The sequence below is a fragment of the Pseudanabaena minima str. Chao 2107 genome, from assembly GCF_051131155.1.
GTDB lineage: Bacteria > Cyanobacteriota > Cyanobacteriia > Pseudanabaenales > Pseudanabaenaceae > Pseudanabaena > Pseudanabaena minima.
Genome location: NZ_CP159508.1, coordinates 2906301 through 2931964, shown reverse-complemented (window position 1 = coordinate 2931964; position 25664 = coordinate 2906301). Strand labels below are relative to the sequence as shown.

Annotated in this window: 18 protein-coding genes; 11 read left to right on the top strand and 7 right to left on the bottom strand. The window is 41.7% G+C overall.

Going from position 1 to position 25664, the window contains the following annotated elements:
* The first annotated feature begins 205 nt into the window (after window positions 1–205).
* The 3 genes from ABM313_RS13290 to cysE all read left to right on the top strand — a co-directional run bounded on the left by ABM313_RS13290 (window position 206) and on the right by cysE (window position 2457).
* Window positions 206–895, top strand: a complete 690-nt coding sequence (locus ABM313_RS13290; RefSeq protein WP_434683683.1) for a GUN4 N-terminal ARM-like repeat domain-containing protein — start codon at window positions 206–208, stop codon at window positions 893–895.
* A gap of 50 nt (window positions 896–945) precedes the next feature.
* The gene (locus ABM313_RS13285) at window positions 946–1581 is read left to right on the top strand and encodes an alpha/beta hydrolase (protein WP_434683682.1); all 636 of its coding nucleotides are present in this window, start codon (window positions 946–948) and stop codon (window positions 1579–1581) included.
* 108 nt (window positions 1582–1689) lie between these two features.
* Window positions 1690–2457, top strand: coding sequence for a serine O-acetyltransferase (cysE, locus tag ABM313_RS13280; protein WP_434688469.1), 768 nt, complete (start codon window positions 1690–1692; stop codon window positions 2455–2457).
* 36 nt (window positions 2458–2493) lie between these two features.
* On the opposite strand, the gene ABM313_RS13275 is transcribed toward cysE, so the two are convergent.
* Together ABM313_RS13275 and ABM313_RS13270 are read right to left on the bottom strand one after the other, a co-directional pair.
* On the bottom strand, window positions 2494–2991 hold the full coding sequence (locus ABM313_RS13275; protein WP_434683681.1) for a cupin domain-containing protein: 498 nt from the start codon (window positions 2989–2991) through the stop codon (window positions 2494–2496).
* Between the two features lie 97 nt (window positions 2992–3088).
* Window positions 3089–4300 carry a diguanylate cyclase domain-containing protein gene (locus tag ABM313_RS13270; protein ID WP_434683680.1) on the bottom strand — a complete coding sequence of 404 codons (1212 nt, stop codon included), beginning with the start codon at window positions 4298–4300 and terminating at the stop codon, window positions 3089–3091.
* 757 nt (window positions 4301–5057) lie between these two features.
* On the opposite strand from ABM313_RS13270, the gene ABM313_RS13265 reads away from it, so the two are divergent.
* Window positions 5058–6191 carry an amino acid ABC transporter substrate-binding protein gene (locus ABM313_RS13265; protein ID WP_434683679.1) on the top strand — a complete coding sequence of 378 codons (1134 nt, stop codon included), beginning with the start codon at window positions 5058–5060 and terminating at the stop codon, window positions 6189–6191.
* 63 nt (window positions 6192–6254) lie between these two features.
* On the opposite strand, the gene ABM313_RS13260 is transcribed toward ABM313_RS13265, so the two are convergent.
* From ABM313_RS13260 to ABM313_RS13245, 4 genes are all read right to left on the bottom strand, one after another.
* Window positions 6255–6854, bottom strand: a complete 600-nt coding sequence (locus ABM313_RS13260) for a phycobiliprotein lyase (protein WP_434683678.1) — start codon at window positions 6852–6854, stop codon at window positions 6255–6257.
* Window positions 6855–6949: 95 nt separating this feature from the next.
* Window positions 6950–7534: an aspartyl/asparaginyl beta-hydroxylase domain-containing protein gene (locus ABM313_RS13255; protein ID WP_434683677.1), complete on the bottom strand. Its 585-nt coding sequence runs from the start codon at window positions 7532–7534 to the stop codon at window positions 6950–6952.
* A gap of 4 nt (window positions 7535–7538) precedes the next feature.
* Window positions 7539–7751 carry a hypothetical protein gene (locus ABM313_RS13250; RefSeq protein WP_434683676.1) on the bottom strand — a complete coding sequence of 71 codons (213 nt, stop codon included), beginning with the start codon at window positions 7749–7751 and terminating at the stop codon, window positions 7539–7541.
* A gap of 75 nt (window positions 7752–7826) precedes the next feature.
* The gene (locus ABM313_RS13245) at window positions 7827–8225 is read right to left on the bottom strand and encodes a hypothetical protein (protein ID WP_434683675.1); all 399 of its coding nucleotides are present in this window, start codon (window positions 8223–8225) and stop codon (window positions 7827–7829) included.
* A gap of 337 nt (window positions 8226–8562) precedes the next feature.
* Here ABM313_RS13245 and ABM313_RS13240 point away from each other — a divergent pair, with 337 nt between their 5' ends.
* From ABM313_RS13240 to ABM313_RS13215, 6 genes are all read left to right on the top strand, one after another.
* Entirely contained in the window at window positions 8563–9657 is a 1095-nt protein-coding gene (locus ABM313_RS13240; protein ID WP_434683674.1) for an ATP-dependent 6-phosphofructokinase, read from the top strand.
* A gap of 96 nt (window positions 9658–9753) precedes the next feature.
* Complete coding sequence (locus ABM313_RS13235; RefSeq protein WP_434683673.1) at window positions 9754–10782, top strand: ABC transporter permease; 1029 nt, start codon at window positions 9754–9756, stop codon at window positions 10780–10782.
* Between the two features lie 69 nt (window positions 10783–10851).
* Window positions 10852–12507 carry a DUF3352 domain-containing protein gene (locus ABM313_RS13230; RefSeq protein WP_434683672.1) on the top strand — a complete coding sequence of 552 codons (1656 nt, stop codon included), beginning with the start codon at window positions 10852–10854 and terminating at the stop codon, window positions 12505–12507.
* Window positions 12508–12903: 396 nt separating this feature from the next.
* Window positions 12904–15234, top strand: a complete 2331-nt coding sequence (locus ABM313_RS13225) for a diguanylate cyclase domain-containing protein (RefSeq protein ID WP_434683671.1) — start codon at window positions 12904–12906, stop codon at window positions 15232–15234.
* A gap of 158 nt (window positions 15235–15392) precedes the next feature.
* Window positions 15393–19478 carry a PAS domain S-box protein gene (locus ABM313_RS13220; protein ID WP_434683670.1) on the top strand — a complete coding sequence of 1362 codons (4086 nt, stop codon included), beginning with the start codon at window positions 15393–15395 and terminating at the stop codon, window positions 19476–19478.
* 66 nt (window positions 19479–19544) lie between these two features.
* Window positions 19545–23339, top strand: a complete 3795-nt coding sequence (locus ABM313_RS13215) for a PAS domain-containing protein (RefSeq protein ID WP_434683669.1) — start codon at window positions 19545–19547, stop codon at window positions 23337–23339.
* Window positions 23340–23576: 237 nt separating this feature from the next.
* Here ABM313_RS13215 and ABM313_RS13210 read toward each other — a convergent pair whose 3' ends face one another.
* The gene (locus tag ABM313_RS13210) at window positions 23577–25166 is read right to left on the bottom strand and encodes an IS5 family transposase (protein WP_434683668.1); all 1590 of its coding nucleotides are present in this window, start codon (window positions 25164–25166) and stop codon (window positions 23577–23579) included.
* 140 nt (window positions 25167–25306) lie between these two features.
* Here ABM313_RS13210 and ABM313_RS13205 point away from each other — a divergent pair, with 140 nt between their 5' ends.
* The gene (locus ABM313_RS13205; RefSeq protein ID WP_434683667.1) at window positions 25307–25630 is read left to right on the top strand and encodes a response regulator; all 324 of its coding nucleotides are present in this window, start codon (window positions 25307–25309) and stop codon (window positions 25628–25630) included.
* Window positions 25631–25664: the final 34 nt, after the last annotated feature.

Genomic DNA, 25664 nt, shown 5'->3' with positions numbered 1-25664 from the left:
TTTACAGCGCTTTGCGCTCAAACCCAAATCAAGAATTTTTGTAAAGCTGTTGCGAAGCTACAGTTTTACAAAAATTCTTTTAGTTCGTTTGATCGGAAGTTGCTGTAAAAAGCAGCACCCCATGGGTGCTGCTTTTTACAGTCTTTTGGGTTAGTTAAGGGTGTAAATTCAAAGTGGTGCGATTTTTGCGATTTTTAAGATTCTGATGGATACAAAACTAACTGCATTAAAAGATAAGTTGTTTTCAGGTAAAGAGGCAAATCAATTACCTGCGATCGCCGAATTAGCTAGCCTTGGAGAAGAAGGTTTACAAATATTAGATGAATTTATTCAAGCCCGCAAAGCGGCGAATACGGAAGTGACATGGATCGATGGCAGAGTCCATCAAACCCTATTGCAAAGCGATTTACCTAAAGCCCTCGAATTAGCCCAAATTCATTATCCCCATGGTGTCGTCACCTTAAAGTCAGAAAAAGCGATTGACTATCAACCAATTCAAATTTTGCTAGCAAAACAAGACTTTGAAGAAGCCGATCGCGTTACTAGCAAAAAATTATGTGAGGCGGCAGGTGAAGCTGCTCTAGCAAGAGGTTGGCTATATTTCACTGATGCCAAATCGATCCCTATTAGTGATTTACAAACGATTAATCAACTGTGGCTAGTTTATTCCGAAGGTAAGTTTGGCTTCTCGGTACAACGTAAAATCTGGCTTAGTCTTGGCAAAGGCTGGGAAAAATTTTGGTTAAAGATTGGCTGGAAGAAAGATGGCTCTTTTACCCGTTATCCCAATGAGTTTATTTGGAGTCTGGACGCTCCAAGGGGACATTTGCCACTGTCCAACCAATTGCGCGGCAATAAAACGATGCAAGCAATCTTTTCACATCCTGCTTGGTAATACAACAGTTTTGATTTTGCCTTCTGGCAAAATCAAAACTCAAAACCTTTATGAACTACCTCTATTTACATGGCTTTGCCTCTAGTCCTCAGTCCACCAAAGCTCGATACATGCAACAAAAGTTTGCTGAACTGGGACTAACTTTGCATGTTCCTGACCTCAATCTCACCGATTTTTCGACAGTGACGCTCTCGGAGCAACTGCAATACCTCGATCGCACTTATCTCTACAACAATGAGCCGATCGTCGTACTTGGTTCTAGCCTCGGTGGATTTTTAGCCTTGCAGCTTGCGGCGAAAAGCCTATTAGTGCAGAAGTTAATTTTACTTGCCCCAGCTTTTGGTTTTAGTCATCGCATTGCCAAAGCTTTAGGCTCAGAAAATGTTACCGAATGGCAACAGGATGGAATTCGTGAGTTTTACCATTACGGGCTGAAGCGTAATGTAAATTTACAATTTCAATTCTTTGTTGATGCTCAGAAATATTCAGAAGAAAACTTGACGCGATCGCTACCTATGCTTATCTTTCATGGTATCGATGATGATGTTGTGCCAGCATCTCTGAGTGAGGAATTTGCTAAAAGGCGATCGCAAGTTACTTTAAAATTACTAAACGACGATCACGCCCTTGGGAAAGACTTAGACAGCATTTGGCAAGCTACCAAACAATTTTTGGAACTTAGCTAAACTTTAAATACTCACTCCAAAGGGTAGTTACGTTTGATACAAAATATCCGCTAGGATCTTAAAATCAGCAGTAGCATTTAAAAAAGGGTTTTAAAACCGTTGAAAAATATTATCAAAACACTGCGAGCTGACTTCGCTATCATTTTTGAGCGCGACCCTGCTGCGCGTAACTGGCTAGAAGTGTTGTTATGCTACCCCGGTCTCCATGCCATTTGGTTATATCGTTTTGCCCATTGGTTGCATTCTCTGAGGTTACCTGTTATTCCGCGAATGATCTCGCAGATGGCAAGGTTCCTGACAGGTATCGAGATTCATCCAGGTGCAAGAATTGGTAAGGGTGCATTCATTGATCATGGTATGGGTGTGGTGATTGGTGAAACCGCGATTATTGGTGAATATGTATTGATTTATCAAGGAGTTACTCTTGGCGGTACTGGCAAAGAATCAGGCAAGCGTCACCCCACCCTTGGTGATAATGTCGTGATCGGTGCTGGGGCAAAAGTTTTAGGCAATATTGAAATTGGGAGTAACTCGCGAATTGGTGCTGGTTCTGTAGTTTTGAAATGTGTTCCCCCCGATTGTACTGTAGTGGGTATTCCTGGACGAATTGTGCATCGTCATGGTGCAAGGGTTTCGGCTCTTGATCACTGTCAAGTTCCCGATCCTGAAGGTGATGTGATCCGATCGCTAATTGGTCGGGTAGAGCAGTTAGAAAGACATGCGGAAGCGCATACTTTACATCCCATTAATAACTATTTGATTGATTCAGAATTGCTTAAGAATGTCCGCCCAAGGCATCTTACACCTTCTGACCGTGTTGATCATTTTGAACATCCTCAAGAATATGAAGGATTTTCTGAAGGTGGTGGTATTTAATCAAAAAGGCTCACATTGTGAGCCTTCTAGCAGATATCAACCCGCATCAGATTGCTGGCTGCTCCAAAAAAGTTGAAGGGCTGACTCATCAAAGATGTAAGCTGACTCATCATCCCGAATCACTCGTTTACCAAGCCGAGGAAAAATTCCAATATCCAAGCGCCCTGCTTCTCCACCGATCAGGTATACAAGGTCTTCATTGAATGGGTTACGAAGATGATGGGGTTGTTGAGGTAGTCCAAAGCCCATGAAGTCCCCTGTCCCAACTTCGTATTCTTTATCTCCAATTTCCGCAATCCCTCGACCTGACAAGATGTAAACCCACTCTTCCTCATTTTGATGAGCGTGGTAAATGAAAGATTCCTTACCTGATGGGACACGAGCGATCGTCACACCAATACGTTTAAGACCGACGGCACGACCAAGGAACCGTAAATAAATCTCTGAGTTGGGATTGAGCGGATGATGGAACTCAAAAGCATCCATTGAATCAATATCTGATGCTTTCAGCAAAGAATGTTGTTCATCAGTCATGTTAATGTCCTCCGAGACAGCGACAAATGGTTGGAACACTACAATAAATCCTTACTTGCTTTGACAATTTTGCTTTCCAGTCTAAGTTTTATGCATTTCATGAATTTGCTTGTACCCCAACCTCAAGACACGAGAAGCAATCGCGTCCACCATGCTTAGCTAAGTAAAGAGCTTCATCAGCAGCTTTAAGCAATTGACTAGGCAAAATGTGCGGACTGGGAATTACCCAAGCCACACCAACACTAATTGTCACTCGACCATGCATAGAACCTTTGTGCGGAATTTCTAAAGACCTAACTGCTTGACAGACTCTCTCAGCGATCGCGATCGCACCTTCTTTTCCTGTATTTGGTAAAATTATGCCAAACTCCTCTCCTCCATAGCGTGCCGCGAGATCGCCATCTCTTTTTAGACTTTTCTCAAGAATGCCTGCTACTTGCTTCAAGCATTGATCGCCTGCCAGATGTCCATAGGTATCATTAAAGAACTTGAAAAAATCCACATCGCAAAGCAACACACTTAAAAAGGTATTAGAGCGTCCAAGCTGCTGCCAATGCTGATCGAAGTGAAGGTCAAATAGTCGTCGATTGGAAATTTGGGTTAGTTCATCTAGATTCGCCAACAAATTCAATCTAGTATTGGCATCCCTCAATGCTTTAGCTTGTTGCTCAATGGTACGACGATTTATGAAATTTGACACTGTTGAATCAAATAGATAAGTTGCAATGATTAAAGCAAAACCTGTGGATAAAATTCCAGAAAAATAGGCGACTACGCGATTGGCAATTGAGAAATCAAAACTAAAAATAGAAATGTAATATATATAGAAAAAGAAATTGGCAAGATAAATGATAAGGTTTATTTTAATGGGTCTATAAAATAGCGAAGCATAAATAAATAGTCCAATTATATAGGGAGAATTTAATCCTGTGATTGTCCAAATAATTGCAAACACTCCATTGAAAAGAATAACCAAGCTAATCAAATAGATATTTGTCGCTTGAATATTTCTTGATTTTAAGTCTCTAGAGGGTGGTACAGCTTTGTTACTGAACAGTAAATAAGCTGAAACAGCAAAGATTCCAATTCCTAATGGGGGCATCAATGCAAGTGCAGGCGAAAAAGTAGTCTTGGGAATAAGAAAATCTTTAGAAAGAATAAGTGGAATAGTAAAAACTGGATAGATTAGGGTAATCCAAGCAACAGCCCTCGCCCTGAGGTAGCGAATTTGATGCCACTCCGCCAGAAAATCCTGTCGCCATTCAGAGGGTATTTCAGTGGTTGAGTGAAACAATCTTGCAAGTTTCATTTCTAAGATTAAAGCCTGAGATACTAACTAATTGTTAAACTTGGATTCATTAGACTTAATCGGAAATTAAAAAAGCAATCAATTCTCGAACTGAAATCGAAGAATTTTATAAGCGCTATCGTTCATTCAGAGCATGAATGATTTACTACCAATTAAGTCTATTAAAATCGTTAGATATTATCTAACCTCATTTTGTCTGTCAAAAATAATTCTCTTTTAATGCTTCCTATCTTGATTGGATAGATCGACTTCTCCAATCGAATTAAGACCTGATCGCCTATAAATTTCTTGTCTTTGAGAACGCCGATAATCTTTCTTTCGGAACTTAATCATCTTCACTTGCCCAATCTCCGATAGAAACAGATAAACTTAACGGACTTAGGGTTTTGGCATAACTATGTATTAGCCAGAATTTTTCCGTCTAATGTGACTATAGAGAACATAGGCTGAAAAGTCAAAATTCTGGCTATTTACCCTATAAGGGATGTTATGCAGAAAGACTTTGCCTAATCACCTAAGTGGGGTGCTAGCCCGACGATATCATGTATTATTTAGGTTGGTTGCTTCATTATTTCATTATGTAAACTGAGCCGCCACCTCGGAAATTGCTAGATAAAGTACGTGATCGCATACGGGCTGAGTATTACTCCTACTGCACCGAAGAAACCTACATGCGATCGCAATATTGCCAGTCTTTTTATTGGGATTTTTGGACAAGCCGCTATAATGCATTCAAAAAAGCATCTAAAAAACATTCATGCATTATCAAAATCGTCACCGTCGCCAAGGCTTCTGGCATTTTTGGCAAAGACTTGTGCATAAGTTAATCCATAGCCCAATCTGGCAACGGGCGATCGCTTTGTTATTAGCAGGTTTATGTTTATTTGCCCTAGCCGCCTGTGAGCCAATCCCCGAACCAAATCAAGTCAGTGTTGGCAGTGTCAATCGTCTCAAAAATGTACTCAGTCGGGGCAAATTGGTTTGTGGCGTTAGTGGCGAGTTACCAGGATTTAGCTTTGTCAATAAAGAAGGTAAATACTCAGGGCTAGATGTCGATATTTGTCGAGCGATCGCTGCCGCTTTATTTGATAATCCTGATGCAGTCCAATTTCGTAATCTCAATGCAAAGGAGCGTTTTACGGCTTTGCAGTCAGGCGAAATCGATGTACTGAGCCGCAATACCACATGGACATTAAGCCGAGACACAGCTTCTCGCCTTGCTTTTATGCCCGTAGTTTTTTATGACGGTCAAGGGGTGATGGTACGCAAAGATAGCAATATTAAGGCAATCGCTGATCTTAAGGATGCGGATATTTGCGCCCAAACAGGGACAACCACAGAGCAGAACTTAGCTGACCAAATGCGTAAGCGGAACCTTGCCTATAAACCTGTCGTTTATGAAGATGTGAATGCTACTTTTGCGGCTTATCAGTCAGGACGTTGTGCGGCGATTACGGCGGATCGCTCAGCCCTAGTGGTGCGTCGGACTCGACTCGCTGATCCTGAGAACCATGTGGTTTTGGATTTGGTGATTTCTAAGGAGCCGTTAGCACCTGCGGTCGGTGATGGAGACTCAAAGTGGGCAGATATTGTCAAATGGATTATTTTTGCTGCGATCGAGGCAGAGGATTTAGATATTTCTTCAGCAAATCTTGCCGAGCAATTACAGAGTAAAAATGCCGAAATTCGGAGGTTCCTAGGCGTTGATGGTAGCTTAGGTAAAGACACGGGAATTGCCAATGACTTCACAGCGCGAGTGATTAAGCATGTTGGCAACTATGCCGAAATTTATGATCGCAATCTTGGCAAAGATAGCCCATTTAAACTACCACGCGGACAAAATGAACTTTGGAAAAATGGTGGCTTAATGTACGCTCCACCATTTCGTTAAAAAGAAGAGCGCGTCGCGCTCTTCTTTCTGCAAAAAGGAACGCAAAGCATTCCTTTTTTGTTTTTACCAGCCAAAAACTGAAGCGATCGCGGGTTGAGTAACAGGACTATTCTCTTCTACAGTCTCAGCATTACTAGCTTCTTCAATCAATTCCTCAGTGCAGAAAGTCGCGGTACTAAAGCCCCCAAATCTCTGGACAGTACTTGCTCGCATCCGTACATTCGGAGCAGGAAACCAAAATCGCTCATAGGAACTCATGGAAGGATATTCAGTAATCAAAACAAGTGCATCTTCGTCATCGATTTCGTAACAGCCGATTACAGGCATAACTTCCGCATAGCCACGTTCTCTTAAAAGCTTACCTTTGCGACCTGTCTCATCATCTGGAACAAGTGCAAATACAGTTTCGCCTGAGTGGTTTTCATCATCTTCCTTATCCCATGCCATAGTTCCATCCCATTTCACATAGGCTCCACCGATCGCTGTGGCTGGATCAAATTCATGCATTTGGCAGATTTCAATTACCTTCGGATCGTCAGCATTAAGGGGATTAACATAAATTTCTGAGCCACCTTTTTCAGCACGACGAAAGGCGAGATGATGTGTGGTGCGTTGTGATTTCCATTTGCCTGCACTTTTTTGGAAGAACTCTAAAGCATTCATAATTAATTAAGATGATTAAGATGATATTGATAAAAAATTTTTAAAATCGAATTGAGAACAAATTGAGAAATTTAATATAGGAACTGAGTATCTGGTTATTCAGCCTTAGAACTAGACAGTAAGCCTTTGAGGTTTTGCCAAAAGCCCTTTTTAGAAGCTGTTGCTGCATCTTCTATTTTGGGTGTGTCAGTTGCCAAATCAGGGCTTTTAAAGTCAATTAGCAAAACAACTCTAGTGCGATCGCCTCGATTCCAAGCTTCATGCTCAGTTGTATCATCGAACACTAGACACTTTCCCTCTTGCCAATCTTGCACTTGATCTCCAACTCTCAAGCTACATCCATCACAGCCTACTAAACCCAAATGACAGCGTAAAACTCCATCAGGATAGCCAGTATGAGCAGCAATATGTGTACCTGGGAGAAGCGAGGAAAACCCAGCAGTGACCATATTCGGGATTTTCTCAACCAGCTTAGTTGTTTCTGGACAAATTTGGCAATTTTTGTTGAGTTTCATCCCAAAGGCATATAAGCCAAAAGTTTGCCATCCTTTTCCATAGAGATGCTTTTCTGGCCAATCAAGAAAGTCTGTACGGCTAATTTGCTCTAGTTCTTGCCTGATGACTTGCCAATTTGTCTCTAAGGTTTGCGTAAATTCATAATCTATAGGATTTTTAAACATGGATTTACTTACCTCCAAATCCCCATTGCTTGAGTGTACGAGAGGCGAGGATTTTAAGAGAATTTAAAATAGTTTTAGCGATCTCGACTGGGCCACCCACACGGCTCAAAACTTTAACCGAGAAAACTACCCATTCCCAACCACGACCAATCTCTACTAAAAGAGAAGGACGCTGATTGTTAGATTCAGAATTAGAATCAGGATCTGTAGGATACATATGAGTTGTTTGTATGCTTGGCTATATGCTTTCTATGCGTAAGTTTACTACCGAAAACACAACAAATATCAATACTTAAGTACTAAACTTTTTACCCATGCCGATCGCCTTTGAACGCTTAGGCGTTTTCACAACTGTGATTCCAGTTATAGAAAAAACAGCCTCATTGATGTGATCAGCCATGCCAGGAATAAGAAACTGCATATTCTTAGTGAAGTTTTTAGTCCACATTTTCAGCAGTTTATCTTTAGCCTCTTCATTCACATGGATATTTTTATCTTGATCAATCATTACCATAGCCACCTCTTCTTCCCTTACGGTGAGTACAATAGCGAGGTTTTCCTGATCAGTATTTAGTTCTTCATACCACTCATCAATATGCTCTACTAGCTTGTCTTGATAAAGTGCTAGAGACATGGGTTCATTTTTCAGTAAGGCTTTTCGCAATGCTCTTGATATTTCTCTAGTTCCCATCGATATTATTGAGCCTATCAGTACTTATTAAATTCAATACTAGTTGTAGCGTTCCTTACCGTCAAACTCAAACCCAAAAAGAATAGCGGCGTGAAGCGCCGCTATTCTTTTTGGGGTTAGTCACCTGTATCAGGACAAATCAAAACCCAAATAGTGTTCACACTATTTGGGACAAGAATGGTGACAGCTAAAGTTCACAAATATTTAAAATCTCGACACAGATCTTGTCGTGATAATAGTTCAAAGCAGAATGCAGGATTGGAGGTTGAGGCTAGTTGATTCAAAGTGTCGCTACTCCTCAAGATCCGATCAATATTGAGAAACTATTACAAGATTTATGACAAAGCCTAAGCGTATTGGTATTTTGACAAGTGGTGGTGACTGTGGCGGACTGAATGCAGTAATTCGGGCTGTCGTGCGCCGCGCCCGTGATTATGACATTGAGATTTATGGTATTAAAGGTGCAACTCAAGGATTGATGAATCGTCCAGTGGAAGCAGAGCTACTGGATATGAAAAAAGTTTCAGGTATTCTTCGCTATGGCGGCACGATTTTAGGAACTGTCAATAAGGGTAATCCCTTTGCCTATCCGATGCCCGATGGCTCGATTATTGATCGCTCCGAAGAAGTGATTGAGGGTTATCACAAACTTGGTTTAGATGGACTAATTGGTATTGGTGGGGATGGGAGCTTGGCAATCCTGCGCCGTCTTGCTCAACAGGGGCAGATGAATCTCGTAGCCGTACCGAAAACCATTGATAACGACTTGGGCGCAACCGAAAACTCAATTGGATTTAATACAGCGGTGAGTGTTGCTGTAGAGGCGCTCGATCGCTTGACCTATACCGCCATCAGTCACAGCCGCGTGATGATCTTAGAGGTCATGGGACGGGATGCGGGACATATCGCTGTCAGTGCGGGGATTGCAGGTGGGGCGCATATTGTCTTGATCCCCGAGATTCCCTATAACCTTGATGAAGTATGCGATCGCCTGATGAATCGCGCCCTACGTGGCTTTCATTTCAGTACGATGGTCGTTGCTGAAGCGGTAAAAACTCCCACAGGTGAGCCTGTAAAATATACGAATAGCCTTGGTCAGACCCTCTATGGCGGCATCGGTCAATATCTTGGCGATCAGATCAGTACACGCACAGGCATGGAGAGCCGCGTCAGTGTCTTGGGGCATGTGCAGCGAGGTAGTACGCCATCACCGCTTGATCGCATCCTCGGCGCAGCGTTTGGTGTTGCAGCCGTAGATTTAGTCGCGCAGGACAAATACGATCGCATGGTGGCTTGGGTAAATCGCGAAGTAATCGATGTGCCAATTGCCGACGCGATCGCCCAATATAGTGCGGTTGATATTCATGGGACATTAATTCGCACGGCGATCGGTTTAGGGACTTACGTGGGAGAAATTGAGCAATTACCTTAGAGAAATAAAAGCATTGCCAAGCAATGCTTTTATTTCTTTGAAGCTTACAACTCAAAGCGCTATAGTTAAAAAACTTGTCCAGTAAAGCTTCAGCCTATGTCTAGTCGCCTCAAAGCCCTGTTTTATTACATTATGGCGCGGTTGCTACTTGCCCCGATCATGTTGTGGGCGATCGCCACAGTTGTATTTCTATTGATGAGAGCTACCCCAGGAGATCCCATTGATGCGATTTTAGGTCCCCGTGCTCCTGAAGAAGTAAAGGTGGCTCTGCGCGAACAGGTGGGACTGACGGGTTCCCTATTTTCACAATATTGGGAATATATGCAAGATCTGTCCCGTTTTAATCTGGGTAAATCGATTAGCACCCGTGAACAAACCGTTGGGCAAATTATTAAAAACTTTTTCCCAGCTACTGCCGAACTAGCTCTGTATGCGCTGATTGTTGCCTTAGTAGTTGGGTTAACTGTGGGCATTATCGCTGCTTTGCGACCAAATACGAAATGGGATGTGGGTAGTCGATTATTTGGGATTATTACCTACTCATTGCCACTTTTTTGGGTGGGCATGATCTTACAGTTAGTGTTCTCGGTACAGTTGGGATGGTTGCCGATTGGGACGCGCTTTCCTGCTGGTGCGGAGCCGCCTGTACAAGTGTTCGGACTATATACGATTGATGCCTTGATTAAGGGTGATTGGCAAAATTTTTGGACAAGTATTCAATATTTGATTTTGCCCGCAACGAGTTTAGGAATCGTGATTAGCGGCATTTTTGAGCGGATTGTGCGGGTAAATTTGCGGCAAACTTTGCAGTCGGACTATGTGGAAGCAGCTAAGGCGAGAGGACTTAATCCCAGAGCAATTTTGTTTAACCATGCACTCAAAAACGCGATGATCCCCGTAATTACGATTTTAGGTTTGACCCTAGCTTCGATGTTGGGTGGTGCGGTGTTGACTGAAGTTACTTTCTCTTGGCCGGGGCTTGCCAATCGCTTATTTGAGGCAATCTCTGGACGGGATTATCCAGTGGTGCAGGGAATTGTCGTATTTTTTGCAATCATCGTCACGATTGCAAGTATTCTCGTAGACATTATCAATGCTTGGATTGATCCAAGGATTCGTTATTAAAAAGCATCATAAATGCTGCAAAGTGCGGTTTATGATGCTTCCAAAATCTTATTTTTTGGTGCTATTGGTATGAAAATAAAACCTGTTTTTGTTGGGATTGCGGTAGTTGGAATTTTGCTGTTGGTGCTGAGCTTGAGTGCAGTGAGCAAAGTTTTAGGTGCAAATCCTCGTGAGGTTTTGGCGGGAGTCAAAACTCAGCCACTAGCTGTGAAGTTTTTGCCGCAACGATCGCCTTTATTTTTATCGTTTTTGGTGAATCCAGAAAAATTGGGATTATTCACCCAGTTAGCTGCCCAACCAAGCGATCGCGGTGATGTGCGTCATGAATTGGCTAACCTCAAACAGCAATTACGACAAAACTGGTTATTAGATTACGATCGCGATATTCAGCCTTGGCTCGATCAAGAAATTACCTTAGCTGTAACCGATGTTGATCTCGATGCTCAGCCTGCTAATGGTTTGCAAACAGGCTATTTATTAGCGTTTGCGGTGAAAGATGCTGACCTTGCGAAAACAAGTATGGATGCTTTCTGGCAAAGATTGGCAGTGAATGGCTCCGATTTGGGCTTTGAGCAGTATCAGGGTATATCGATTTTAAGTACGAGCTTTGTGGAGGACAAACCTGCGATCGCGGGGACAACGTTGGATCAGTTTGTGTTGTTTGCCAATGATACGCGGGTATTACACAAAGCTATTGATGCAATCCAAAAGCCTGAATTGTCTCTAGCAAGTTTACCTAACTATCGCGATCGCCTCGCGCAGTTGAGTACAGGTAAAAATACAGGTAAGGTTAGCGTTGCTTATGCCAACCTTGCCGAGTTCGGCGAAGAGTTACCCAAAGAAAGCTTGTTAATGGGTTTAAGTTTCGATAAGTCTGGAATTAAAGTAAAAACAGCCTTGACCTTAGCAACTGCCAGCGACAAGAGGGAAACTGCGGCTGATCTCCCTGCTACGAAGCTCAAAACTGCCAAAAAATCCTCTAAAAATATTGCCAATGCAATTCCTTCAGGAAGTTCAGTGATTATTGGGAATAATCTCAGTCAAACTTTACAATGGCTGCAAGATACACTGATCTCCGAATGGAAACAAGCATTGATCAAATCTATCGCTCCAATTCCTCTGGATGGCAATGCTTTTGCATGGGCACAACAGGACTATGCGATCGCCTTATTTCCCAAATCAAGCAGCGCTCCTGATTGGTTAGTAGTTGCGAAAGTGGAAGATGCGAATGGGGCAAAGGAAGCGCTCAGTTCTCTTGATGATATAGCCAGAAACAAGCTGACTGTTGGTGAAATCTCTCTGAAGTCACAACCTGTAACTATTTGGACAAAGCTCTCTGCTAGTGATAACTTTGCAGTGTCAGGCAACGTTGCCGCAGCACATGCTCAAACCAAAGATTATGTGTATTTATCAAATTCCCTGCCAACTTTAGAATCAGCGCTAACTCTCAAAAATAATGACTCGATCGCTGCTTCCAAGAACTTTAAAACTATTTTGACGAAGTTACCTAGCGATCGCTTTACCTATGGATATCTTGACAAGGGGCGTGACTTGTCTTGGTTTCAGAAAAGTACCTTAAAGTTAAAATTTATAAGCGAAATTTCTGAAAATATGAGTAATTCTCTCCTTGGACAAACTCTTAAGCATGTGAAAGTAAGTGGATTTGCTAGTAGCAATAGTGATGCATTAATGCAGAATGTTGAACTTTCCTTAATTCTAAAGTGATTATGGGTAACCTTAAATTAGCTCTATACTCAAGTGCAATCTAAAAGCTCAAAACTATTGCTATGGGTTATCCCAATTCACGAAAGCGTGGCAACAATTTTGTGGATTAAAAAATAAATCCAGTAAGGGTTTTAAAAATATAAAATGGCGTAGCTATTTTGTGTTTTGGTATTACTTGAAATTATTCTTTAGTCCAATTTAGTGGATTTGAGCTTTTAGCTAACAAATTGAGTTCTTGAGTTATTTGCGCAAGGGACGCGCAGTAAAATAAATAACCGATCTTGAGTAGGGCAGCTTTGCCGCACAGCTTAGGATTGAGTTCTTTATTAAATCTCAGAACCTTAAGTTCTTATTAAATCTCAGAACCCTAAGCTAGCATTTGCTAGTCCTTAATTAATGCCTGCCAGATCTTCTCTAATCTATGATCATTTTCGTAGCATCCCTTTGACATTGGTGATGGTATTGACATTTGTGTTGCAAGCTGTGGCTATTGTGGGGCTGGTTAATTATCTATCTGATGGTTACTGGGAGATCTGGATTTATGGATTGATTTTGATGTTATCCATTGGGTTTGGTTTGATAGTGTCATATTGGATCAGTCGAACATATGAGTCCGTCGAAATCGCTCTTAAAGAATCACAAGAAAAATATAAAGTTCTTTTTCAAACTTTACCAATAGGAGTTTCGATAACCGATAAGGAAGCTCGTATTCTCGAAAGCAATGCTATCTCTGAAAAGTGGTTAGGAATTCCAAATCCCTCAGAAATTGGATGTCTTCAGCAACGTAAAATTAATCCTAATGTGCTTCGTCCTGATGGCTCACCCATGCCTGTCGAGGAATATCCATGTGTTAGGGCTTTGAAAAGCAGTCAATCTGTTGATGATGTGGAAATAGGTATTGTCTGTGAAGATGAAACTCTGCGTTGGTTTAGTGTGAGTGCCAGTCCGATCCCGTTAGAGCAATATGGTGTGGTGTTAGTTCATGTCAATATTAGCGATCGCAAATTTGCTGAACAAGCGATGCGCCGTAGTGAATTGAAATTACAAGCTTTTTTAGATAACGCTCCGACATTAATTGCTATTAAGGATTTAGAAGGCAAATATCTCTCGGTTAATCAGGAATTTGTGTATTTTATGCAAGTTTCTGAAGCAGAAATTTTAGGCAAATATGACTACAACTTTTTTTCTGCTGAAACTGTTAAAAATATCCGTCGATATGAACTACAAGCGATCTTTGAAGGGCTTGCAATTGATTTTGAACAAAGCTTACAACTTCCCGATGGAATGCGGACTTTTTGGGTTACGCAGTTCCCAATTATGGATAACCATGATAAACCCTGTGCGATCGCCTCAATTTCAATAGATATTAGCGATCGCAAACGTGCCGAACTAGATTTAGCCTATAACTATGATTTACGAGAAGCTATTTATAACGAATCAACTGATGCCATCTTTTTGGTTGATCCCTTTAGTATGTTGATTTTTGATTGCAATCGACGCGCTGTAGATATGTTTGAAGCAGATAGTAAGCAGGAACTGATCGGGATTGAAGGACAAACCTTACAAAAAAACAAATTTACAGAAGCTGAAATAAAATCGATTGACAATGATATTGAGAAGTTTGGATATTGGATTCAAGAGACAGAATACATTACCAAAAAGGGACACCATATCTGGGGAAATCTTGCCGCTAAACCAATCACTGTTGCTGGTAAGGAGATGAATCTAGTGAGGGTTACAGATATTAGCGATCGCAAATATGCCGAACTAGCACTCCAAAAGAGCGAAGCTAGATTTCAAAAAATTGCGACTATTTCTCCTGAAGCTATCTACATTTTGGTGCGTCATCTTGATGGTAGTATGCTTTTTGAATATGCTAGTCCTGCTAGTGAAGAACTGCTAGGTGTAAGTATTGAGTATTTAAGTCAGAATCCAGATCTTCGCCATGAGCTATTCCATCCTGATGATTTGGCTGGCTATGAACAAGCAATGGGAGAAAGTCTCAAAACGATGCTGATGTTCCAGCATGAGTGGCGGATTATCACACCTCAAGGACAAATAAAATGGATTAAATCTCAAGCTATGCCTGAGCGTCGAGCAAATGGTGATATAGCTTGGTATGGCTTTGCTATTGACATTAGCGATCGCAAACAATCAGAAATTGCTCTTGCCTATGTAGAAGCAGACCTCAAAAAAGCTAATCAGGAACTCCAAAGGCTAGTGAATCTTGATGGATTGACACAAATTGCTAATCGCCGTTGTTTTGATGAGCGGGTTCTCTATGAATGGCAAAGACTCCATCGCGAGAAGCAGCCTTTATCTCTGCTCATGTTTGATGTTGATTATTTCAAACGATATAATGATCATTATGGGCATCAATTGGGAGATGAATGTTTGCTAAGAATCTCGCAAGCTGTGGATCAGTTGGTCTGCCGACCTGCTGATTTGGTTGCGCGGTATGGCGGAGAAGAGTTTATTGTGATTTTGCCAAATACCAATTTAGATGGGGCGATCGCTGTAGCGAAGATTGTGCATGAAGCGATCGCAGATTTACAAATTCCCCATCAAGCTTCAGATGTTAGTGATGTGGTTACGATCAGTATGGGCATAGCTTCTGACATTCCCAATCTAGAGCGATCGCCTTATGTCCTGATTAATCAAGCCGATCAAGCGCTCTATTACGCAAAACAGCAAGGACGCAATCAGTCAGTGATATTCACCGATTAAGTAGTTAAGCGATTTGCCATAATCGATTGTGTAAAGATGAGTGGCGGCGCTTCGCGCCGCCACTCATCTTTTTGGTTTTCTTTATCTCTTGCGTTGCTATAGCAGTAGTAATATCTTCAAAATAGTGCCAATATATTAACCACTTACCACTAGTGACAATGATTATTTCCACTTCTCCTCAAAAATTGCGTAGCATCCCTCTCCAACGTCTAATGATACTGGCGTTTGCAGTGCAAATTTTTGGTGCGGTTGGAATAGTTGCCTATCTATCTTATCGGAGCGGGCAAGAGTCTATTCATAAACTAGCAAATAGGCTCAAAACAGAAATCAGTACCCGTGCTATAGAGCAGACAACAACTTATCTGAAAACCATTGACCAAGTTAACAAGAACAATATTAGCGCACTGCGTCGAAAAGTATGGAGTTTTGATGATTTCTCTAGCCAAGAACGCCAAGCTTGGGAACAGGTACAGCTTAACTCTTTGTCTCCAATTACAATAGTTGGATTTGGAACTCCCTCAGGAGGTCATCGAGCGGTAGAACTACTCAAGGATGGCACATTTAGCATTCGGGCGGCTCCCAATGGTGGTGGCAAATACAGAACTTTTACGACAAATCCTGATGGATCACCAGATCAAGAGATTGAAACATCTATTAACTTTGATGCGCGTCAGCGTCCTTGGTTTCAAGTGGCTGTGCAGTCCAAAAAAGCAGCTTGGACTCCTGTATATCCACATATTTACACAGGAGAACTATTAGTTGCCCTTGCGGAGCCAATCTATGATCTCAATAATGGCAAGTTCTTAGGTGTCACCTATGGAATTCGTACCCTTGAAGAAATAAGTCGTTTTCTGCGAAGCATTGATATCAAGTCTGGATCGGTTTTTATTATGGAGCGTGATGGAATATTGGTGGCTACCTCATCTATGTCTCATAAACCATATCAGATTTTGCCAAATGGAACCGAACAGAAATTACTGAAAGCCAGTAATAGCGAAAATTCTCAGATTCATAGTTCGGTGACATATTTAAATGATCGCTTTGGTAGTTTAGCGAATATTCATCAATTAGAGCAATTTGAATTTCAGATCAATGGTAATCGTCAACTTGCCCAAGCAGTACCCATCCGCGATCGCAATGGTCTGGATTGGTTAATTGTGGTGGTTATACCTGAGTCGGACTTAATGACAGAGATCCATGCCAATAGAGTTTGGGTAGTCCTGTTATGTGCAGTAACGTTAATCATCGCTACAGGGCTGAGCGTCATCACAACCCGTTGGATTACTAAGCCGATTTTGCGATTGGCGCAGGCTACCAAGGCGATCTCCAATGGAGAGTTGCAAGATCCTTTGCCAGAAAATCATGCGATCGCTGAGATTCGTACATTGGCTAAGTCCTTTAACCAAACGACAAAACAGGTGCAACAATCCTTTGATCGCGTGGGAATTGCCCTTAAAGAATCAGAGGAAAAGTACAAGGTTCTCTTCCAAACAGCCCCAATCGGCATTTCCATTACTGATAAAAATGGTTACATCCTTGAGAGTAATAATGTTGCTGAAACTTGGTTTGGGACACCTCAGCCATTGCTGCAAAAAGAGTTTGAAAAGCGTGAACTAAATCCTAATGTGATCCGTCCTGATGGCTCAGTTATGCCTGTCGAAGAATATGCCTGTATTAAAGCTTTAAAAAATCAAGTTCCTGTTTACGATACAGAAACAGGAATTGTATGTGCTGATAGTGTTTTACGTTGGTTTAGTGTTAGTGCTGTACCGATCGCTTCAGAGCATCATGGGGTGATTCTGATTCATACTGACATTAGCGATCGCAAACAAGCAAAAAAAACACTCCAAGATAGTGAGAATCGATTTCAGACTCTGGTAAAAAATATGCCAGGCATGGTTTATCGATACTCGCCTTTTGAGAAAGAGATGGGAACCTTTACCTATGTTAGTTCTGGATCAGTAGAATTGTTAGAGCTAGAACCTGAACAAATTCTTGAAGATGCAAATTCATTATGGAGCTTGATTCATCCTGATGATTTACGAGTATTTCGGGAATCTGTTGCTGTTGCTGTGCAAACGGTTTCTAATTGGCAGCATGAATGGATGCTAACTACCCCATCAGGAAAACTGAAATGGATTCAAGGTAAATCTCGTCCCCAACATACACCTAATGGCTTGGTCTGGGATGGGTTACTTCTAGATGTCAGCGATCGCAAACAAGCCGAATTTGCTTTGAAGAGAACGTTCAAAGAATTAAAATATCACATTGAAAATTCACCTCTAGCAACTATCCGATGGGATCAAGAATTTCGGGTTGCCTATTGGTCAAAACAAGCTGAGGAAATATTTGGCTGGAGTGCGGCAGCAGTCTTGGGTAAAACCCTCCATGAGTGGCAGTTTGTTTTTGAAGATGACCGTGAACAAGTAAATCAGGCTGCGATGCAATTAATGGATGGGGTTAGTGTAACTTGCCAGAACCGCAACTATCATAAAGATGGCTCTGTCATCTACTGTGAATGGTATAACTCCGCACTAGTTGATGAGTCTGGGAATTTGATTTCGATTCTGTCCCTTGCTCATAATGTTAGCGATCGCAAGCGCCTAGAACAAGAACTAATCCAAAGCCGAGATTTACGAGAATTAATTTTTGATGAATCTAGTGATGCACTGTTCTTAGTTGATAGTGAGACTCTGCTTACCATTGATTGCAATCAGCAAGCTATGAAACTATTTGAAGTAGATAGCAAAAATGATCTGATTAATATTGAAGGTCATATTCTCCAAAAGCGGCAATTTACTTCACAGGAACTCTCCCAAATTGCCCAAGAAGTAAATCAAAAAGGATTCTGGAGCTTAGAAGTTGAATATATCACGCGCAAAGGACGCGAATTTTGGGGAGATCTTTCTGCTAAGCAAATCACTTTTGGAAGCCAACGTTTTAACTTAGTGCGTGTAGTAGACATTACCACTCGCAAACAAACCCAAATCGCTTTAGCCGAGGCAAAGGTAGCCGCAGAAGAAGCTACGAGAGCGAAGAGTGCATTTTTGGCAAGTATGAGTCATGAAATTCGTACACCTATGAATGGAGTGATTGGTATGACTCAGATTTTGGAAATGACTGATCTGACAACCGATCAACAGGAATTTGTCAAAATAATCAAAGATAGTGGTGAAGCTCTCTTGACAATTATCAATGACATTCTAGACTTCTCAAAGATTGAATCAGGAATGTTAGAAATAGAATCTAAAGATTTTGTTCTAGAAGAAGTGATCAGAGGAGTTTGCAAGTTATTAGAAAATCAAGCGATCACCAGAAAAGTCGATCTCCAATATGCGATCGCCTCTGATATCCCCCAATATGTAATCGGCGATCGCGCTCGTCTACGTCAAATTCTTCTCAATTTAGTTGGAAATGCTGTTAAATTTACTCAAAATGGTCAGGTTGTGATCTCAGTTAGAGGAAAATCCTTAACTCCTACTTCCTCTGAGAGATGGCAAGAGATGGCAAGAGATAGGGAAGACTATGAGCTAAGTTTTGCGATCGCAGATACAGGTATTGGTATTCAGAGCGATCGCCTTGACAGACTATTTCAAGCCTTCACCCAAGCCGATGCTTCGATTAGTCGGAACTATGGTGGTACTGGATTGGGCTTAGCAATCAGCAAACGCCTAACAGAACTGATGGGCGGTACAATTTGGGTTGAGAGTCGCGGTCAAGTTGGTGGTAGCCCACCCCTAGTTTGGAAGTCACAACCTCTGAATTCACATCAAGGATCAACTTTCTACTTTACTGTCATTCTATCAATTCACAAGACAAGTACACAACCTCAAGATGTCTTATCAAAAGTGTTTGAGATTGACGACAAAATGGCAGAAAAATATCCCTTACGAATTCTGTTAGTAGAAGACAATCAAGTTAATCAAAGGATTGCTAAGTTGATGTTTGCAAGACTTGGTTATCATCTTGATGCGATCGCTAACAATGGATTAGAAGCAGTGCAAGCAGTGAAAACTCATGATTATGACCTAGTCTTAATGGATGTTCAAATGCCGATCATGGATGGTTTAACTGCGACAAAGATAATTCGCACAGAGTTAAGAAGTAATGTGCGGATTATTGCCATGACTGCCGATGCCATGCCTGAAGATCGCCAAGCTTGTTTTGAAGCTGGTATGGATGACTACATCAGTAAACCCGTTAATATCCAAACAATTATGAATCTAGTTTTCTCTCTACGCTAACAACTGCATACAAAGCTATTTTTCGATATATTCGATATAATAGATATTAATCTTAAAATATTCTTGATGAGCATCTCCCACAAGCGTTCGCAATTCTTAAAAGTTCCACTTAACTTGGTGCTAGTTATTCCATTTGTGACGTTAGTTGTGGGGACTGTTACATTAGTTAGCTATTTATCATATCAGAGTGGGCGGCAGGCGACTGAGAATCTAGCTAAGCAGCTATTGCGTCAAACCTCAGAACGGGTAAGCGATCGCCTCGATACCTATTTGCAGCGATCGCAGCAGATTGTGGCGGCTAATCAGTTAGCAGCGAAACAAGGAACCCTGAAGCTTGATGACCAAGAACAACTGCGACAACAACTGTGGCAACAAGTCCTTTTAGACCCATCACTGCCAGCAAGTAGTTTTTGGAATGATGAGGGTACAGTGGTTGGCTACTTGCGAATTGACTCCCAAGAAGCACAGCAACTTGCCGAAAAAGCCACAGGTAAACCCATTCCTCGTGGTTCTATTTTCTTTAATGAAACCATTCCCAATCAGCGTCGATATTATGCAGTTGATCCTCAAGGCAAGCCCTCTCAACTGTTTTTACAATTTAATGATGACTTTCGTAATGTTACTTGGTACAAGCAAGCAAGAGCTATTGGAAAACAATCATGGACACCAATATCTTTAGCAAGAGTTATCCCAATACTGCAAATAGTTGCGGTTGCTCCAGTCTATAATGCCAATGACAAATTTTATGGTTTTTTTACTTCTAACTTTCTGTTGTCAGATATCAGTCTGTTTCTCTCTCAGTTAAAATTTACGCCCACTGGACAAATATTTATTATTGAGCCATCGGGCGATCTGGTAGCGACATCTGTGACTGCGGAAGCCTCAGGATTGAAACAGGTGAATGGACAATTGACTCGTCTTACCGTTACCGACAGTCAAGATAACTTGACAAGGGAAGTCTCTAAACAATTACTTCAGCAGTTTGGTAGTTTTGATCATCTCAAGGAATCCAGTCAGTTTAGTTTGACTATTGATGGATACCGTCAATTTGTACAGATTACGCCTTATCAAGACAAATATGGATTGAACTGGCAGTTAGTGACTGTGATCCCTGAATCTGACTTCATCACCGAAATTCAGTCAAATGTTTACCGTATAGGACTTTTATGTGTTTTGGCTTTGATAGTTTCTGTGGGAATTGGCATTTGGACATCTCGGCGAATCGGGCGATCGCTGTCTCATCTGACTAAAGCCACCCAATCTTTCTCTGAACAACGTCTTGAGCAACCAATCCCCAATACAAGTATTACTGAAGTGCAAGCTTTAAAAGAAGCTTTGCATCAAATGATGGTCGATCTCCGAGATGCTGATCAAATGAGATTGAATTATGAGCAAGATTTGGAGCGACAGGTTGCGGAAAAAACAGATGCTCTGATTGAAGCCCAACGCATTGCTCGTGTGGGGAGTTGGGCTTTTGATGTGGCAACAGGGACGAGTACTTGGTCAGCCGAGCAGTTTCGTATTTTGGGATTTGATCCAAATGTGCCATTACCCAACTATGTAAACTTTTTTGATATTGTTCCCAAAGATGACCAGCCTCAAATGCGCGCAGCCGTTGAAGAGGCGATCGCACATGGCACACCCTACACTGTTGAGCATGGGATTATTCGACCTGATGGTTCTATTTGTTACATTATCAGCCGAGGTGAGGCAATCTGTGATGAACAGGGACATGTGATTAAGCTAGTTGGCACGATTACTGATATTAGCGATCGCAAACAAGCAGAAATTGCTCTCCAAGCCAGTGAAGCTAGATTTAGAGAAATTGCTGCATCTTCCGCAGGAGCCATTTATATCCTGATTACCTGTGCTGATGGTTCAATTAAATTTGAATATATGAGCGCGATATTTGAGGAAATCCACGAAATCAAAATTGAGCGAATACTTAACGATGCATCTCTGTATCTCGATCAGATCCATCCCCAAGATCGGGATGGATATTACAAGGCTACAGCCCATAGTAAGGCTACCTTGCAGCCGTTTCACCATGAATGGCGCATTATTACACCATCAGGCAAACTGAAATGGTTGCAGGCAACTTCGCGCCCAACCGTACAAGAGCATGGAAATATTGCTTGGCATGGAGTGATCTTAGATGTTACTGCACGTAAACAAGCTGAAGAACTATTGCAAAAAAGTGAAGCGGCTCTGATTGAGGCTCAACGGATCGCTCATATTGGCAATTGGGAATTTGATATTCAAAGTCAGAAAATTACATGGTCAAAGGAACTTTTCCATATGTTTGGGCTTGACCCATCTCAACCAGCGCCAACCTATGCAGATTACCTCCAGCTAATTTATGCTGATGATCGTTTGGTCTTACAGCAATATGTAGAACGAGCGATCGCCGATGGGACTCCCTACGTCATCGACTATCGGATCATCAGACCCGATGGCTCTATTCATTACCATGAGGGACGTGCTGAAGTAGAAATTAACGACCAAGGACAAGTTGTGCGGCTGTTTGGGACAAACTTGGATATTACTGATCGTAAACAATCTGAAATAGAACTAGCCAATGCTAAGGAAAAGGCTGAAGCTGACACCAAAGCCAAGAGCGAATTCTTAGCTAACATGAGCCATGAAATTCGTACGCCGATGAATGGTGTGATCGGAATGACACAGCTTCTGGAGACTACTGAACTTACAGAAGAACAAGCAGATTTTGTCAAAACGATTAAGGATAGTGGTGAAGCTCTGTTAACCGTGATCAACGATATTCTAGACTTCTCTAAAATTGAATCAGGAAGGTTAGAAATCGAAGAATGGGAGTTTACATTAGAAGATGTGGTAATTGGAGTTTGTAAGTTACTAGAAACCCAAGCAAATGATAAACATATTACGCTCCAATATGCGATCGCCCCTGAGATCCCCACCACTGTCATCAGTGACTACGCAAGGTTGCGCCAAATCTTGCTAAATCTTGTCGGCAATGCGGTGAAATTTACCCAACAGGGGCAGGTGTCGATTTCTGTCAGTGGCAAGCCCCTCGGGCTCCAGTCCTCTTTCCCTTCTGGGAAAGAGAAATCAAGAGATGATTTCTCTGAGGGAGAGGATTTAGGAGTAAAGGAAAAGTATCAGCTAAAGTTTATGATTGCGGATACAGGTATTGGTATCAAAGGCGATCTCATTAATCAATTATTTCAACCCTTTACTCAAGCTGATGCTTCCGTTAGTCGGAAATATGGTGGCACTGGACTGGGGCTAGCGATTAGCAAACGTCTAGTCGAATTAATGCATGGCACAATTTGGGTAGAGAGCTTTGGTCAATTTGCTGGTAATCCTCCAGTAGACTGGCAACCCTTGCTAAATGTCCAAGGTTCCATATTTCACTTTACGCTTATAGTTGCAACTAGTGAAAAAACTAAGCTGCCTCTAGATGCTTCGATTAATAAAATAGCGATCGATAAACAATTTGCTAAAAAATTACCCTTGAGAATTCTCTTAGTAGAAGATAATCATGTTAATCAAATCGTTACTTGCGCATTACTCAAAAAACTTGGTTATGAAGTAGCTGATATTGTTAACAATGGATTAGAAGCAGTGCAAGCTGTAAAAAATAATACTTATGATTTGATATTAATGGACTTACAGATGCCAGAAATGGATGGCTTAACAGCTACAAAAATTATTCGTACTGAGTTAATGAGCCAAGTAAGGATTGTTGCTATGACTGCTGATGTGATGCCCGCAGACCGCCAAGCTTGCATAGATGTAGGGATGAATGATTACGTCAGTAAACCGATTAATATTCAAGAAATTATGCGCGTAGTTTCCAGCCAAAAATTAAGTGATATGTAGGTTTCCTAGTCACTTCTTTTTGTTCTTTAGTAACGCCAGTAATGATTTCTGTATAATAACGATTTTACAACTTTAGGTGTCAACACAGTCGCTCCGATCAAAGATGCTGATGGCAAGTTTCAATTTACACAATATGGACAGGTTTCTGTCTTAGGCAAGGGGCGCTATCTATCTCCGCTTAACAACTATGAGTTTGGCAAGTCTGAATCACTTAATTAGGGCTTGCTGAAAAAGAGACTAAGGGAAAAGTAGTGGGCAAAGAGGAAGGGGATAATACTTTGAGTGTCTACAAGGAAATTGCCAAGAAAAAGAATTAAAGTTAAAAAGGGGTTTCCAAGAAGGAAGAACAAAGAGTTGCCAGCAAAAGATAAACCAAGACAAACCGAAAAAAGCAAGCTGCTTGAGCAGCGCTTCCAAATTCATCACCAAGAAAGTGATAGCGATCGCCGTTTCCGATGTATTTGCCAACTTGGACATGACGCGATTTAGACTGAACCGTCGTTTAGCCAGTCCAAACTTACCTTCAATTTGATTGCGAACCTTAGCATCTTCGAGAGTCTGCTTGCGAATAGCCGCCAACTCATCGGGTACAGGTCTGCCCAAAGGCGGAGCCGTAATCCGAATACCGAGATTTCGACAATAGGCGCGATTGCTGCGAGTGCGGTAAATCTGGTCAACGTAAACCGCTTCAGGATAATGTCCAAAGCGAGATTTAAACAATGCTACTTGTTGCTGCAAATCCCCCGATTCATTGAAGTTATCCCAACTGAGATGGTCGAGAAAGGCATGACCATCGACACAACTAACTGAGAGTTTAGCGCCAAACTCCACAGGTGTTCCTGCCTTACCTCTGACAATCGGACGTACATGAGGTTGCGTAATACTGACGATGCGGTCATCTATGCGATGACCACCTTGCTCGTACATCCATTGTTGTTGCCGATATACTTCACTGACGACTAGCAAGTTCCGATAGAGACTCCTCTTCAATTCCGATAGCTTTGCCCCTGCGGCAATTAGAGTGTCAATATGGGCAAGATTGCGACGCACATATCCCAACTGTTGGCGCAATGCTTTGCGAATCCTTTTACGATTGGGTTGGCGTTGTTTGGCAATTTGGAGATACGCTGTCCTTGCTTCACGGCGATAGGTGCGTGGTTTCTTCGCTAATTGTTCTTTCACTTGTTGGTAAAGAGCATCAATCACTATTTCCGTTTGTTCTCTTGCTTCGTTCAACAGTTTGATGTCAGTGGGATAACGGATGTCGGATGGCGCGACTGTTGCATCTAGCAGCAATTTTCCTTGGTTTGCTGGTTCTGGTTCTTTCTGTTCCTTTTCTATATTCTGCTCTTCTAACTTCTCTTCTATCTCTTCTCTTTCTTCTTTCTTGTACTGCTTTGCTTCCTTCTCTTTTTGTCCCGACTCTTTAGGAGGCTTCACAATCCGTTCGTTGATTCTGCCCACGATCTCTAGATTCAATCGCTTGCGGAAATGTACCATCATGCTTGCTTCAAATGGGGCGTTGTCGCTGTACTCTGATAAGCCTAGGAAGTATTGTAAATATGGATTCTCACGAATTTGTTCTACTGTCTCTTCGTCACTTGTTCCTAGCTTCTCTTTGATGATCAGCGCCCCAAGTGCTATCCGAAATGGTTTTGCTGGTGCTCCTTGTCCTTCGCTAAATTGTTCTGCATATTCATTCTCAAATTCTTCCCACGGCACTAGTTCTGCTAATCTTACCCATCGATTTTCTCCTGATAGTTTGCCGCCAAATGGTAAGTAGAAGTTCTCGAATGATAGCTGTCCTGTGGGGGATTGTCGGTACATGCAATTTTATTGGTGCAAGGGTTTTTCTAGCTTTTCTTGCTTTTTCTTGCATTTTATCTGTTTTCGTTCTCCTTAGAAACCTTTGCTTGTATGCTTTTCTTGCTTTTTCAGTAAGCCCTAATTATGAACTAAAGTTTGAGGTGTCTGATACAGTTATAGGGCTATATGGTGATCAGATTGGATATCAAGTAACCGCCGTGAACAATGGTTTAGAAGCTGTACAAGCTGTGCAAGATCAAACTTACGATCTGATCCTGATGGATTTACAAATGCCTGAGATGGATGGGTTAACTGCTACAAAAATTATTCGTGAAGAGTTAAACTTTCAAGCTCGGATTGTGGCGATGACCGCAGATGCTAGTCCCAAAGATCGCCAAGAATGTCTAGACGTAGGTATGGATGATCACATTAGCAAGCCAATTAACCTCCAACAAATTATTCAGCTAGTCTCGTCAAGTCCCTAGTGGAAAATAAGTCTCTATAATTGCGAAGATTTGT